Here is a 14,696-nt window from a genome sequence, read left to right on the forward strand (position 1 = left end):
CGCGGCCGCAGCGCCCTGACGCTCAGTGGCCGACCGGGGCCAACGGCTCGAGCGCGCCCCGCCGCACGCCGCGCCACTTCTGCAGGTGGAACAGCGGGTTGACCAAAGACCAGTAGATCTTCCGCAGCAGCCCGAAGTCGCCGTCCCGCAGGATGTGCACCTGGTCGCGGACGACCCCGCGCACGACCATCCTCGCGATGACCGACCAGGCCGGCACGGCCACGTCGATCCCCACCTCGCGCAGGCCCTTCGTCTCGTCCACCATGCGCTCGTCGTACTCCGCCAGCGTCATGTCGTTCGAGTGCACGACCGACGCGCGAGGGGCGTAGGCCTTGAGGTACCCCGCATCGACCAGGTCCCGTCCGAGGAGCTGGTCCTCGGCGTAGGAGACGTCCCGGTAGGGGACCTCACCGATGAGCACCTCGCGGCGCGCCGCCGAGTTCACGTCGGAGTAGAAGGTCACCGCGTTCCGCACGGCCTCGTCCTGGACGAAGTCGTCCACGTAGAACAACGTCGTGCCGAACCCGGGTCCGAATCCCTGGAAGACCGCCCGGATCTCGTACTTGAGCAGCGGGAAGCACCACGGCCGCGGGATCTGCGAGCCCATGACGGCCGCGACGCGAGGGTTGAGCTCGAACGGCTTCAGGATCTCGTACAGCCACCGGTCGTGGGACGGCACGGCGTCGTGCGTGAGGTAGACGACGTGGCGCCCGTGCGCGAGGTGGGCGGCGAGGTTGCGCGTGCGCCCGTGCCCGAACTCGCTGTTCGGGATCTCGTGCAGGCGGACCTCGGGGTGAGCGGCGACGATCTGCAGCGTGCGGTCCGTCGAGCCCGAGTCGATGACGAGGACCTCCATCACGCCGTCGTACCGCTGCTGTCGCAGGGAGGCCAGGATCGCCTCGAGATACCGCTCCCCGTTCCAGGTGAGGATGACCACCGTCACGTCGACGGCGGCCGGGGACGCGTCCTCGACCCCCGACGCACCGTCCGCCGGACTCAGCGCCTCAGTCACGGGCCGCTCCGATCTCCTGCCACGTGCGGGCGATGCCGTCGTGGAGCGAGGTCAGCCTTGGGGCGCCGAACTCCTCCGAGAACCGGCTCGTGTCCAGGGTCACGTGGTCCACGAAGGTCGGCGGCTGAGGCTTGTGGTGGACCGTCGACTCGATGCCGGTCACCTCGCGGATCGCGGACAGGAGCTCCGTGAGCCGGAGCCCCACCCCGCTGCCGAGGTTGTAGAGGTCCGTGGACGTCCCCTCCGTGACCGCCTGAGCGATCATCTCGGCCACGTCGGCGACGTAGACGTAGTCACGCACCATGGATCCGTCACCGAAGACGGTGAGGGGCTCGCCCGCCGCGATCTGCCGCAGGAAGATCGGGATGACACCCTGCCGCTTCCTCGGGTTCTGCCGTGGGCCGTACGGGTTAGATATGCGGAAGACCGTGGAGTCCAGGCCCTGCGTCCGCCGGAAGTACCGCAGGTAGTTCTCGATGGTGAGCTTGCCGATCGCGTACGGCGAGACGGGCAGCGTGAGGTCCGTCTCACGGAACACCGTCTGGGGCTGGTCGCCGTAGATGGCCCCGCCCGTGGACGCGAAGTAGACCTTCTGCACGCCGGCTGCGGCGCAGGCGCTGAACATGCCGATGCTGGAGAGGATGTTGGTCCGGACGTCGAGCGTCGGGTCGCCCTCCGAGGTCGCCGGGTCGGTCGTCGACAGCAGGTGCAGGACCATCTCCTGGCCCTCGACCGCGCGGCGGACGTCGTCGCCGTTGAGGAAGTCCCCGACGATCGGGCGGACTCCGCTCGCGCTCCACAGCGGCGGCTGCGGACCGAACCGGTCGAAGGCCGCCACCGTGTGCCCGCGGGCCACGAGGGCGTCGACGACATGGGACCCGATGAAGCCGTTCCCCCCGACGACGAGGACGTCAGCCACGGAGCGCCCTGGTGACGATCTCGACGAACTGGCGACCCGACGCCTCCCACGACGCGTCGGCGACGCTGGCCGAGGCGCGCGAGGCGTGCTCGGCCAGGTCCGGCCGGTCCAGGACGTCGACGAGCCGGTCCGCCATCGCCCGGGGGCTCAGCTCGCAGAACTCGATGAAGTCGTTCTCGGCGACGAGCGCGTTGTTGTCGCCGGCGTTGACGACGGGGATCACCCCGGCCGCGAGGAGCTCCAGCGGCAGCAGGGACAGGTTCGTCAACGACAGCACGAGAGCGGCGCCGCACCGGTTGTAGAGCGCGTTCAGCTCGGTGACCTTCATGGCCCCGTGGTCGACGTGACGGAACGGCAGGTCGTAGGACGAGACGTCCCAGCCGGCCAGGTGGATCGTGATGTCCGGACGGCGCTCGGCGAGGATCTGCAGCGCCATGACCCCGAGCTCGAATCCCCGTCGGGTGGTCACCGGTCGGGCGTAGAAGAAGACGTCCTTCCGGGCGGTCCGGACCTCGTGGCTGTAGTGCCGCACGTCGGCGCCGAAGCTGAACGGCTCCGCCGTCATGCCGTACTCGGAGCCGAGGCGACCGCTCAACCAGCGGCCGGCCGTGACGCCGTGGAAGCCGAAGCGGTACGTGTTCTCCGCCAGGACGTGCTCGCTGCCGACGGGGTAGAACGCCGGCTCGAAGTCCTGGACGAAGTAGAGGCGCCGCGCCCGCGACGGGTCGAGGTACGCCGGGTACGCGGTCTCCCATCCCGTCGCCACGATCGCATCCGTGCCCGGGGCGACGCCCGACCGGGGGTCGTAGGCCACGAACTCCGCACGCACGTCGGGGTACGACGGGCTCTCCGCGATCATCCGCTGGAGGTGGCCGGCGTCGATCGGGAAGTCCTGGGCGTGGTAGAGGTACACGGTCGCCTCGTGACCGGCGTCCTCGAGGAAGCGGATGAACCGGAAGATGTTCTGGTGACCACCGCTCGACTCACCGGGTGGGTGCATGATCCACGCGGTCGAGAGCCGGCCGGACGTCGGCGTGTGCGGTTCCGCCCGCCACGCCGGGGTGGTGGTCCAGTCGACCGCCACCGCGTCCTCGTACCGCACGAGCATCCGGATCTGCTGACGCTCGGCCTCACCGGGCGGTCGCAGGGCCTCCGCGACACGGCCCGTCACCTTCCAGAGCAGCACGCGGAGGCCGCGATCACGGGTCATGCGCACCACGCGTCCGACCAGGCCGGTGACGCGTCGCAGCATGGGAGCCTCCCGTCGGTCCGATGTTCCCCCGAGCGCCGGGCCGGGGCTGCCCGATCGGGCCGCCTTCACCCTACCTGGATCACGCCCTGCCGCCGGAGCCACGACCAGCACGCCGGAGCCGCCGCAGGACCGGTCCCAGCCGACGGCGCACCCGCTCGTCGATGCTCCGGTCGAGACGCGAGCGCACGGCGGCCACCTCGGCGGACAGCGCACCGATCCGCTCGTCCTTCTCGGCGAGGACGTCGCCGGCGTGCCGCAGGTCGTCCCGGGCCCGCTGCCACTGCACGTCGAAGCGGGCGCCGCCCCGGACCGCGGTCACGTCCTGCGCCATGATCGTCCGGACGTCCTCGGCAGCGTCGACCCGGCGGTCGCCCGAGCGCGTGGCCGTCGCGCTGACCTCGCTCTGGAACCGCGCCTCGTGAGCCGCGAACCGCTCGAGCAGGTCCTCGGTGAGCTCCAGGTCCAGGTGTGCCGCCAGCTCCTCCATGTGCTGGCCGATGGTCCGCGGCGGGTCGTGCACCTCGCGCCGTGAGGCGGCTGCCATCCCGACGGCGGTCCACAGCAGCCCCCGGACGAGCAGGCAGTCCCGGTCGTAGCCCTCGACCTCCCACTCCTGGTCGATCACGGCGAGCCCGCCGTCCTGCTCGACCAGGATGTTGTGGGGGACGAGGTCCACGGGCGCCCAGGGGACGTCCGGCACCAGGGCCGCCCAGGCTCGCAGCAGGCCGGGCGTGCGGACGGGCTCGTCGACGAGCACCTGCACCATCTCGGCACCGTGACGCTCGGCCTCGACCGGTGGAGCGCACTGGCGGACATGCGCTGCGCCCGTGCCCTCTGCGCCCGGATGAACCGCCGACCGGTGGAGCTCGACAGCGCCGGCGGCCTCGACGACCTCGGTGCGCGTGCAGTAGACCTGCTGCCGGTCGGTGCTGAACATGACGGCGAGCCGGTGCTGCGGCCACAGCGGCGCGCCACCCTCGCCCTTGGTCGCGATCACGACGAGCGAGTTGGAGAAGTCCTGGCCCACCTTCGCCTGGACGAGCGTCCGCCACAGCATCCGCTCGTCGGCGAGCTGCAGGCGCGGCACGACCCAGTCGGGGCTGGGGAAGCGCGGCAGCCGTTCGGCCAGGGCTGGGCTGGTCGCGAAGAGGGCGTCGCTCATGAGGACGCGCGGCATCTTGTAGTCGGGGAACGCGCCGAGGACCGATGCAGCGAACCCGGCGCTGTGCAGCAGCCGGGTCAGGACGTCCCGGCTGAAGGTGCGGGCGGGCGAGCCCAGCAGGTAGCCCTCGAGGGAGTCGAACGGCCGGTTGGTGTGGTCCTCGCCCGCTCCGGCGAGGTACTTCACCCCGAGCGCGTTCTCGATCGCGACGACGAGCGTGCCGCCCTCGACGAGGACGTCGTGGCACCGCTGGAGGAAGTCCAGGTACGGCGCCGGGTCGAGCGTCCCCTGGCCCACGTACTCCAGGACACCCACCACGACGACGACGTCGTAGACCGGCTCCCGCGGGACGTCCTCGAGGGTGCCGACGTGCACGCGGACGTCGTCGAGGTCGGCGGTGCGCAGCGCCGCGACGCGGGCCCGCGCGCGCATCGGCTCGACGGAGTCCACGGTCCCGCAGGTCTCACCCAGGTAGCGGGTGATCGGACCGCAGCCCCCGCCGATCTCGAGGACCTTCATCCCGGGACGGAGGTCGACCCCGCGCAGGAGGTTCGCGCGCACGGGGGTGAGGGAGTAGGTGGTGGCCCAGTCCGTCGCCGCCGCGGCGAGCTCGTCCGACGTCGACGAGCGGTCCTGCGCACCACCGACGATCCGGGCGAGGGTGTCCTCGGCGCCGTCGGCGTACTGCAGGCCGGGGTCCGACAGGACGGTGAGGCCGTCGTCGCCCCGCTCACCGAGGGCACGCAGGGGGGTGGCGCTGAGCACGATGAAGATCCTCCTTGAAGTCGGACCAACTTACCGTCCCCGGGTGCCTGCGCCGGACGGCCGGCGCCCCGTCCCCGCTAGGATCGAAAGGTTGCCAGGCTCCCCCACCGGAGGTCATCCGTGCGTCTGCTCGTCACCGGCGGTGCCGGTTTCATCGGCTCGAACTTCGTCCACCAGAGCGTGCGGGAGCGCCCGGACCTCCGCGTGACCGTCCTCGACGCCCTCACGTACGCCGGCGACGAGTCGTCCCTGGCCCCGGTGGGAGACGCGGTGACCCTCGTCCACGGCGATGTCGCCGACGCCCCTCTGGTGGACCGTCTGGTCGCCGAGGCGGACGTCGTCGTGCACTTCGCGGCCGAGTCGCACAACGACAACTCGCTGTCCGACCCGTGGCCGTTCGTGCAGACGAACGTCGTCGGGACCTACACGCTCCTCGAGGCGGTGCGCCGCCACGGGACGCGGTACCACCACATCTCGACCGACGAGGTCTACGGCGACCTGGAGCTCGACGACCCCGCCAAGTTCACGCCGGAGACGCCGTACAACCCGTCCAGCCCCTACTCGTCGACCAAGGCGGCGAGCGACCTGCTGGTCCGCGCCTGGGTGCGCTCGTTCGGCGTCCAGGCCACCATCTCCAACTGCTCGAACAACTACGGGCCGTTCCAGCACGTGGAGAAGTTCATCCCGCGCCAGATCACGAACGTGCTCGACGGTGTGCGCCCGAAGCTCTACGGCACCGGGGAGAACGTCCGGGACTGGATCCACGTCGAGGACCACAACACCGCCGTCTGGGCGATCATCGAGCGGGGACACATCGGGGACACCTACCTCATCGGCGCCGACGGCGAGGTGGACAACAAGACCGTCGTCGAGCTCATCCTGGAGCTCATGGGTGAGTCACCCGACGCGTACGACCACGTCAACGACCGGCCGGGCCACGACATGCGGTACGCCATCGACGCCACGAAGCTCCGCGAGGAGCTCGGCTGGACCCCGCGGTACGGCAGCTTCCGGGACGGCCTCGCAGCCACGGTCGACTGGTACCGGGCCAACGAGGGGTGGTGGCGGCCGCAGAAGGACGCCACCGAGGCGAAGTACGCCCAGCTCGGCCGCTGAGGGACCGGCCCCGCCGGCGGAGCGTCGGCTCCCCGGCTCAGGCGCCTGAGGTCGGCGCCCGCGCTCGTCAGGGCTGCGGCCGTGCGCCGGTGAGGACCGCCTCGAGGAGGTCGGGCCGTACCGCCCGCCCGCGGAGGGCGCGCAGGTGATGCAGGAGCCACGAGTCGCGACGCACCCGCCCCTCGGCTGCCGCACGCAGGAGCGCCGGAAGGCGCGGGATGCGGTCCTGGTACGCGGCGTGCAACGTGCCCTGCTGGAGGCGCTCGTAGTCGGCCCGCCAGTGCCACCCGATGCTCTCGTCGAGCTCGGTGTTGGCCGCGTACGCGGAGCCGCCGTTGTCGATCTTGCGACGGAACTGCTCCCAGGACCTCAGGGGCACGTGGTAGATGTCCAGGGGGGTCTCGGGCCAGGGGGACAGCGTCAGCCCCTGCACCGCGTGGTTCCCCTGCTCGACGACGATGTCGGCTGCCGCCCGGTGGACGACCTTCGCAGCGAGCGGCGTACCACGCTCCGACAGGGTCTCGAGGTCGCGCCACCGGAGGCGGCTCGGCCACGGCCCGCGTGCGCCCCGCCGTCCCACGAGGTCCTCGCGACGGGCGGTCACCGAGCCGAACTGGGCCGGGACGTCCGACAGCACCGCGTGGACGGTCCTCGACCGGTCGACCGGCACCCAGAACTCGTCCGCGTCGAGGTGGAGGACCCAGTCGGCGCGGTGCTCCACGGCGGCCCGGTGGGCCATCCGGGTCACCCACTGCGCCTGGCGGTAGGTGTGGTCCGGCTCGTGGAGGAGGTCCACGACACCTCTGCGGGCGTAGGCCTCGAGCACCTCGGTGGTGCCGTCGACGGACCCGTTGTCGGTCACGACGACGAGCTCGGCGCCCTGGTCGAGGTGGTGCTCCACCGTGGCGGCGACCACGTCCGCCTCGTCGCGGACGAGGAGGGTCGCGACGAGCCTCACGCCCTCGCCACCCGCAACCGGTGGGCCAAGGCCAGCGCCTCCTCACCGGACTCCGCACGGTGCACGCCGGGCAGTCCCCCGGTCCACGCGTCGAGCGTGCCCGACACCTTGCCGTAGGAGTTGTCCAGGACCACGTGCGGGATGCCGAGCAGCGCGCAGAGGACGTGACCGTGCAGCTTGTCCGTGACCACGACCTCCGCCGAGGAGAGGAGGTCGATCCCCCGGCGCACCCACCGCCAGGCCAGGGGTGTGTAGGTCCGCTCGGCGGCCGCGTGCCGCAGGCCCATCCCGCGGACGCCCGGGGACCAGCTGTCGCGCACCGCCCGGTTGACGCGCAGGGCCAGCCGCCCGACCAGGTCCCAGCCCGCCTCGTCGTCCGGCACCCCGTGGAGCCACTCCACGCGGCGCACGTCCGGGTCGTCCGGCTCGCCGTGGTCGACGTGCTCCGGGTCCCCGGGCAGCCGCGTGAGCCAGAGGACGGGCCACACCGGGGCGCGCGTCCGGGAACGGGCCCCGAGCGCGAGGGCGTGGTCGGGCGAGAGCGTCGGCTCCAGGCCCAGCCGCTCCCGGGCGATCCGCAGGGCGTTCCGCTCGCGCACCATCATGCGGAAGTCCGGGTGGGAGGCCAGCAGCTCGGCCATCCGCGCCTCGTTGGCCGGGTCGGCGAAGTGGATGCTCTGCGGCAGCTGGACGACCGGGTTGTCGCGGAGCGTCCTGAGCACCTCGATCCGGGTCTGCTGCTGCCCGAGGTAGAGGTCCCCGAAGTTGCCCCCGCCGTTGAGGAGGACGGGGGCCGAGCCGACGGCGGAGCGCAGCGAGCCGGCGTCGAAGTCCCAGTGCGCGCTCGAGTACCCGACGCGGACCCCGAGATCCCGCAGGAGGATGCGCGTCCCGAGCCAGATGGCCGGGTCCCCGGGGTTGCCGTGGTTGGGGAAGTTGACGAGCGCCACCGTGCGCGCTCCATCGAGGACCTCCGCGAGCCGCTCGCGGGCCTCGCTGCGCAGGGTGGAGAGCGTCACCGGACCGGCGCCCGCGCCCCCTGGGTTCGTCGAAGGGAGACCGGCCGCGTTGTGCACAGGCCGCACCCTACTTGGCCCACCGGTGCCAGGCGTGGCGGCGTCCTCCTCCACGGATCCCGTGGCAGCGTTTGCCTTCAGGCCCGGACGCGCGCTGCCGATGAGGGGGTCGGCCCACTGTGCTGGTCGAAGGGACGGTGGGGCCGTCACGGACGGCGCTCGGCGCACGCCGAGGCCGGCCCGGCCGTGACGTGCGTCACGCCGGAGGACGAAGGGTGATCCCGATGAGCATCAGACGGCCCGCGAGCGCAGCCCTGGCCGGCGTCGGCATGGCCGCGTCGCTGACCCTCGTCGTCGGCATCGGTGTGCTCCCCGCCGAGGCGTCGGCCTTCAGCACGACCGCGGACCCCGGCTCCCCTGCGCCGACCGCCGCCGCCTCGACCGGCCAGGCCGAGGACGGTCTGGAGACCGTCCCCCTCATCGTCGAGGGGGCGGCAGCGACGGCAGTGCCTGCAGCCGAGGACCTGGTCCTGCCCGACGACGAGACCCCTCTCGCCGCGCAGAGGGCACCCGGGGACGAGGCGCTGCTGCAGCGCACCGTCCCCACCGCAGGTGCCGTCGTCGTCGGCCTCGCGTGGCGACCTGCCGGCCTGGGGTCGCCCCGGGCGGAGATCCGGTTCCGGACCGCCACAGGGTGGGACGAGTGGGCCGACGTGGAGATGACCCGTGGCGAGGGGGAGGACGAGGCGCGCTCCGGTGCCGGCGCCCTGGCCCCCGTCATGAGCGAGGGCATGGTCGCGTCGGGAGCGGACGCGATCGAGGTGCGCATCAGCGGCCTGGACTCGGCACCCGTCACGGACGCGCACCTCGTCCTCGTGGACGGGGGGCAGGAAGCCACGTGGCCTGGTCCCGGGTGGTCGGCGGCCAGCAGCACGGGGACGACCGCGACCGCCGTCGGTGGGGTGCTCACCGCCACGGGTGCCCCGGCGGTCATCAGCCGCCTCCGCTGGGGAGCCTCCGACGTGCCGCCGCGGCCCGAGTGCGCGACGCCGGACTACGGGACGCAGCTCGACCGCTTCGTCGTGCACCACACCGCCGGGACGAACGCCTACTCGGCCGCGGACTCCCCCGCGATCCTCCGCGGCATCCAGCGCTACCACGTGGACGCACGGGGATGGTGCGACATCGGCTACAACGTGCTGGTCGACAAGTTCGGCCAGGTCTTCGAGGGACGCCGGGGCGGCCTGGAGGAGCTGGTCGTCGGCGTGCACGCCTCCGGCCACAACACCAACACCGTCGGCGTCTCGGTGCTGGGCGACTACACCAAGGTCGCACCGACGACCGCGGCGATCGACGCCCTCGTCCGGGTCATCGCCTGGAAGTCCTACCTCCACGGGATCGACCCTGCCGGCAGCGCGGTCAAGAACGGCGTGCTCATGCCCCGGGTCATCGGACACCGTGACGTCGCGCAGACCTCCTGCCCGGGCGCCATCCAGAACCACCTTCGCGACATCGCGAGCCGCGCACGGTCGCAGATGCTGACCTACCAGCCCGAGTTCACGCGGATCGTCGCGAACGACGGCGTGCAGCGCGTGGCACCCGCGGTCGTCGAGGTGGACATCCCGGTGCCGGCCGGCTGGACGGCGACGCTCCTCGACAGCAGCGGCACCGCGGTCGCCCGTCGTTCCGGCACGGTGACCCGGAGGGCGACGGTCACCACGGAGTTCGCGACCTCCCACGAGGCCGTGCTCGCTGCGGGCTCCTACAGCGTGCGGTTCGACGGCGTCTCGACGAACGGCAAGGTCTTCAGCTCGACGACCCCCGTTCGCCTGCGCTACCCCGACGGCTTCGTGGCTCAGACCCCACGGGTCGTTCTCGACGTGCAGAGCGGCAGCGCCGGCCTCGGGACGCTGCTGACGACGCAGGCGCTCGGGACGCCGACGACGGCGGCGGCCGTCCTGCTGCGGGTCTGCGCGTCCGGGCCGACGACCGCCCGGATCTCTCCCTCCGACCTCAGTCCTGCGATGGCCTTCGAGCTGCACGTCGGGTCCGGAAGCACGGGATGCGCTCTCGGCTTCGTGGGCACGGGACTGGACCGGCAGGTCCGGGTCGAGCGCCCCGCCGGCGCCTCCGGCTTCCGGGTGGAGTCCCTGGGGCACCTCCCGGCAGCAGGCGCGACCACCCCCTACTGGGACGTCGCCGCGTCGCCGTTCCGTACCGACATCGGCTGGGTCGCCGGTCAGCGCATCGCCACGGGGAACGTCGACGGCTCGTTCCGACCTGTCGCGCCCGTGAGCAGGCAGGCCATAGCGGCGTTCCTCTACCGGGCTGCCGGTTCACCCGCCTTCTCGGCGCCCGCGAGCCCCACGTTCGTCGACGTGAGCCAGACCCACCCCTTCTTCCGCGAGATCGAGTGGCTCGCAGCCGCGGGCATCGCGGACGGCACCGACCTGGGGGGCGGCCGGCAGGAGTTCCGACCCGCTGCGGCCGTGTCCCGGCAAGCCATGGCAGCCTTCCTCTACCGCGCGTACGACGGCTCGCCGACGGAGGAGCCGAGCGGGTTCAGCGACGTGACGGGGACGCCGTTCGAGGCGGAGATCCGGTGGCTCGCGGCGACCCGGATCACGACGGGCAACCCGGACGGGACGTTCCGCCCGACCGCACCCGTCTCCCGGCACGCGATGGCCGCCTTCCTGCGGCGCGCGAACGAGGTCTGACACTCGCGAGATCGACACGCGTGGGCCGAGCAGGAGGCCCTTCACGCTCGGACCCGTGATCCGCGGCAGTCCCTCTGCACCACCTGTCAGGGCACCGGAGCAGCTCCTCGAGCGCGCTGCCGGGGTGATGGCGGCGTCCACGCCACCCACCGCTCCTGCGGAGGCGTCAAGATCTCCCGCCTCCCCTGCGGCCCGACGCCTCATGCGTCCACCCGGATCGTCCGATGAGAGGGATGACTCCGGTCCCACCACCGAGGAGCAGCAGTGTCCCGAACGCACGGACCCAGCCCCGCCCGAAGGACGCGACTGCTGTCAGCGACGACCGGCCTGGTCGTCCTCGGTGGCGCCATCTGGACGAACCCGGCACTGGCGCAGCAGCTGGACGTCGTGACGGTTGAGGGGGCCGTGGAGATCGTCGTCGTCGACGAGCCTCCGGGGACCGGTGTGGCGGATCCCGACGACCCCGCGGGACTCACCACGACAGCCATGGTCGACGTGGATGGCGCCCTGCTCGACCTGCCGGACACCATGGAAGCGGATCTGCGCTCGGGCGACCGCGTGGAACTGACGTTGCGGGGACCTCAGGCACGCGGTGACGAGGCGGTCCTCGATGCCGGCCGACGCGACGGGACCACGTCGATCGTGTCCGTCGACGTCTCGACGACGACGCTGGGGACCGAGCCGGGGGCGTCGCCCGTCGGATCGGCAGCCGGTGCGACGGCGCTGACCGTCGAGCCCGGTGCTCCCGGTGCCGCTCCTGCCGCCGTCCCTCTGGCACAGGTCACCGCAGCGGGTGGTCGTCTCGTCGTCCTGCCGGTGTACTGGACCGCTTCCGCACCGTCGGAGCCCACGCAGCAAGGACTCGGTTCCGTCGCGCAGAAGGCAGCCGACTACTGGCGCGCCCAGTCGGCCGGGCAGATCGACATGGTGGTGCAGACCCAGCCGTGGAAGAAGATCGCGGCCCCCTCCTCCTGCGCGAGTGTCGGCGCGATCTACAACGCAGCCCTGCTGGAGCATGGGTTCGTACCGGCGCCGGGCGATCACGTCGCGATCCACTTCCCGCAGGACCGCTCGTGCGGTTGGGCGGGCCAAGCCACCCTCGGAGGTGGACGCATCTGGATCAACGGCATCAACGCGGTCGACGTCCTCGCACACGAGATCGGGCACAACTTCCTTCTCGGCCATGCCGACGTCATGCGGTGCACGGAGAGCGGGCAGCCGAGCGTCCTGACGACCACCTGCCTCCTGCACGAGTACCACGACAGCGCGGACGTCATGGGCTACGCGATGCTGCGTGACCCGGGGACGTTGAATGTCGGGTTCGCCCACGCCCTCGGGCTGGTCGAGCCCGTACGACCCGCTCCGGGCGCCGTCCTGGAGGTCGACGTGGCGCCCGTGCAGGCGGGCAGCGGGACTCGCGGCGTCGAGGTCCCCGGCGCCGATGGTCGACGCTGGTACCTGGAGTACCGCCCTCGCGTGGCTCCGGACACGCGAACACCTGAGTCGTGGGCAGGGGTGCAGCTCCGCGAGATCGCCGTCGATGACAGGTACGGGGCATCTGCTCCGGTCGTCCGGAGCGCTCTCGTCCTGGGCAGGCCGCTGGAGGACGGTGCCGGCCTCAGGATCGGTCAGCCGCTGACGATCCCTCGCTCCGGCTGGACGGTCACGGTGCTGTCGGTCTCCTCGGCGACCGCCCGCGTGAGGCTCGAACCGTCCCCGCCGCCCGGGCCCGTCACGATCCCGGTGGTGTCGTTCGTCGACGTCCCTCCCGGGTCACAGTTCCACCGGGAGATCACGTGGCTCGCGTCCTCGGGCATCACGACGGGGTATGCCGACGGAGGGTTCCGGCCCAGTGCACCGGTGTCGCGCGGCGCGATGGCGGCGTTCCTCTATCGCCGGAGCGGTGAGGTGTACACGCCGTGGGCCGTCCAGCAGTTCACCGACGTCACCGTTCAGCACCCGTTCTTCCGCGAGATCTCGTGGCTCCGGGCCCACCGCATCACCAACGGGAACTCCGACGGCTCGTTCGGAGTCGCGGAGCCCGTCTCCCGCGGGGCCATGGCGGCCTTCCTCTTCCGGACGCTGGGCGACGCGACCTACCGGCCCGGCGCACAGAAGTTCTCCGACGTGCCGGTGAGCCATCCGTTCTACCGGGAGATCTCGTGGCTGGAGGCGAGCGGCATCACGACGGGCTACACGGACGGCACGTTCCGACCGGGCGCTCCGGTGGCTCGTCAGGCGATGGCCGCGTTCTTCTATCGCATGTCCTCGATGCCGCAGTAGCCGGCCGGCCTGTGCCGACGCCAGGGCTTCCGGCCCACCTCCATCACTTCTCCACGAGGTCGCCGCACGTCGGGCGCCGTGCGGTGACGTCGTCCTCGTATGCTGCTTCCCTGTGAGTCCTCGTCATGCGGCGCCGCGACGCCTGCGCAGCGCCCGGCACGCGCGGCGGGTGCGCAGCCACCCGCTGGCCCGGGGCACTGCCCTGGTCGTCGCCGCCGCCGTGTCCTTCGGCGCGACCGGCGCGGCGACCGCGTACGTCCGGATCGAGGGCAACATCGCGACGGCGGACGTGACGGACCTGCTCGGCGAGCGCCCCGTCCAGCTGACCCCTGTCGACCCGGACGACCCCAACGCGGGCCAGGCGCTCAACATCCTGATCATGGGATCGGACGTCCGGGACGGCGAGAACGCCGCGATCGGCGGCGCGGTCGAGGGCATGCGGTCGGACACCACGATCCTGCTCCACGTGTCCGCGGACCGGCAGCGGGTGGAGATGGTCTCGATCCCCCGCGACTCGCACGTGGAGATCCCCGCCTGCAACCGGTCCGACGGGACCACCTCGGACGCCCGTGACTCACGCTTCAACGAGGCCTTCTCCATCGGCTCCGCCAGCGGCGAGGTGTCCGACGCCGCCGCCTGCACGATCCGGACGGTCGAGTCCCTGACGGGGGTCTTCGTGCACGGCTGGATCGTGGTCGACTTCGCCGGCTTCATCAACATGGTGGACGCGCTCGGCGGGATCCCGATGTGCATCGAGCAGCCCATGCGGTCCGAGAAGGCGGCGCTGGACCTGGCAGCCGGCAACCAGACCCTCGACGGGCGGACGGCGCTGGCGTACGCCCGGGCGCGGACGGGCGAAGGGCTCGGCGACGGGTCGGACATCGGCCGCCTGGGTCGGCAGCAGAAGCTGCTGGCGGCGACGGCGTCGGAGGTGCTCTCCAAGAACATCCTCACCGACTCCGCCGGCCTGTACCGCTTCCTCACCGCCGCCACGCAGTCGATCACCACGGACCCGGCGCTCGGCAACATCCCCAACCTGGCGGGGCTGGCGTTCAGCCTCCGCAACGTCCCGCCCGGGAACATCACCTTCCTGACCGTGCCCATCGCCGCCTTCCCGCAGGACCCGAACCAGGTCGTCTGGACGGACGAGGCCGAGGTCGTGTTCGAGGCGATCGCGCAGGACCGCTCCATCCGCGAGGCCCTCGCGCCGGAGCCGGTCGAGGAGCCCCCCGCCGAGACCCCGGCTCCCACGGACCCGTCGGCACCCGCGACGCCGGCCCCGACCACGGCACCCGATCCCACCGAGGCGCCCACGCCCGGCGTGGACCCGTTCAGCCCTGCTGACATCGACCCGACGGTCTGCGGCTGACGTGGGCGCCGGACACGACTCCGACGGCACGCCGCCGCCCCGTCGCAGCACGCGGCCGCCCGAGGACACCCCCGCACGCGCCGCCGGCCGCCCCGGCGCCACACCGCCGTCGTACGCGCCCCGGGCG

The 14,696-nt window shown here is 72.1% G+C and carries 10 protein-coding genes; 4 read left to right on the forward strand and 6 right to left on the reverse strand.

Translation table 11 applies throughout. The features are described from left to right. Positions 1–22 precede the first annotated feature (22 nt). From N866_RS02985 to N866_RS03000, 4 genes are all read right to left on the reverse strand, one after another. Entirely contained in the window at positions 23–1,012 is a 990-nt protein-coding gene (locus N866_RS02985) for a glycosyltransferase family A protein (protein ID WP_245612343.1), read from the reverse strand. After that, positions 1,005–1,931: an NAD-dependent epimerase/dehydratase family protein gene (locus N866_RS02990; protein WP_034222393.1), complete on the reverse strand. Its 927-nt coding sequence runs from the start codon at positions 1,929–1,931 to the stop codon at positions 1,005–1,007. The genes N866_RS02985 and N866_RS02990 overlap by 8 nt, the downstream gene beginning before the upstream one ends. Further along, a complete protein-coding gene (locus N866_RS02995) occupies positions 1,924–3,183 on the reverse strand; it encodes a rhamnosyltransferase WsaF family glycosyltransferase (protein ID WP_052022310.1) in 1,260 nt (419 codons plus the stop codon). Before N866_RS02995 ends, N866_RS02990 begins: the two co-directional genes overlap by 8 nt. A gap of 79 nt (positions 3,184–3,262) precedes the next feature. Next, on the reverse strand, positions 3,263–5,110 hold the full coding sequence (locus tag N866_RS03000; RefSeq protein WP_034222396.1) for a methyltransferase: 1,848 nt from the start codon (positions 5,108–5,110) through the stop codon (positions 3,263–3,265). 120 nt (positions 5,111–5,230) lie between these two features. Here N866_RS03000 and rfbB point away from each other — a divergent pair, with 120 nt between their 5' ends. Further along, entirely contained in the window at positions 5,231–6,226 is a 996-nt protein-coding gene (gene rfbB / locus N866_RS03005) for a dTDP-glucose 4,6-dehydratase (RefSeq protein ID WP_034222399.1), read from the forward strand. 67 nt (positions 6,227–6,293) lie between these two features. Here the strand turns inward: rfbB and N866_RS03010 are convergent, their stop codons facing one another. Together N866_RS03010 and N866_RS22045 are read right to left on the reverse strand one after the other, a co-directional pair. Then, positions 6,294–7,184: a glycosyltransferase family 2 protein gene (locus N866_RS03010; protein WP_052022311.1), complete on the reverse strand. Its 891-nt coding sequence runs from the start codon at positions 7,182–7,184 to the stop codon at positions 6,294–6,296. Continuing rightward, entirely contained in the window at positions 7,181–8,203 is a 1,023-nt protein-coding gene (locus tag N866_RS22045) for a polysaccharide pyruvyl transferase family protein (protein WP_052022312.1), read from the reverse strand. The genes N866_RS03010 and N866_RS22045 overlap by 4 nt, the downstream gene beginning before the upstream one ends. 281 nt (positions 8,204–8,484) lie before the next feature. On the opposite strand from N866_RS22045, the gene N866_RS19685 reads away from it, so the two are divergent. The 3 genes from N866_RS19685 to N866_RS03030 all read left to right on the forward strand — a co-directional run bounded on the left by N866_RS19685 (position 8,485) and on the right by N866_RS03030 (position 14,569). Further along, complete coding sequence (locus N866_RS19685) at positions 8,485–10,917, forward strand: S-layer homology domain-containing protein (RefSeq protein ID WP_155855175.1); 2,433 nt, start codon at positions 8,485–8,487, stop codon at positions 10,915–10,917. A 264-nt stretch (positions 10,918–11,181) separates the two neighbouring features. Next, on the forward strand, positions 11,182–13,200 hold the full coding sequence (locus N866_RS19690) for an S-layer homology domain-containing protein (RefSeq protein ID WP_052022314.1): 2,019 nt from the start codon (positions 11,182–11,184) through the stop codon (positions 13,198–13,200). Positions 13,201–13,312: 112 nt separating this feature from the next. Beyond that, positions 13,313–14,569 carry an LCP family protein gene (locus tag N866_RS03030; protein WP_245612344.1) on the forward strand — a complete coding sequence of 419 codons (1,257 nt, stop codon included), beginning with the start codon at positions 13,313–13,315 and terminating at the stop codon, positions 14,567–14,569. Positions 14,570–14,696 lie beyond the last annotated feature (127 nt).

Origin of the sequence: Actinotalea ferrariae CF5-4, from assembly GCF_000603945.1 — a bacterium.
In the GTDB taxonomy this organism is placed as follows: Bacteria; Actinomycetota; Actinomycetes; order Actinomycetales; family Cellulomonadaceae; genus Actinotalea; species Actinotalea ferrariae.

Coding starts and splice junctions, on each gene's coding strand:
- N866_RS19685 (WP_155855175.1), top strand. CDS start 8,485: ATGAGCATCAGACGGCCCGCGAGCGCAGCCCTGGCCGGCGTCGGCATG.
- N866_RS02995 (WP_052022310.1), bottom strand. CDS start 3,183: ATGCTGCGACGCGTCACCGGCCTGGTCGGACGCGTGGTGCGCATGACC.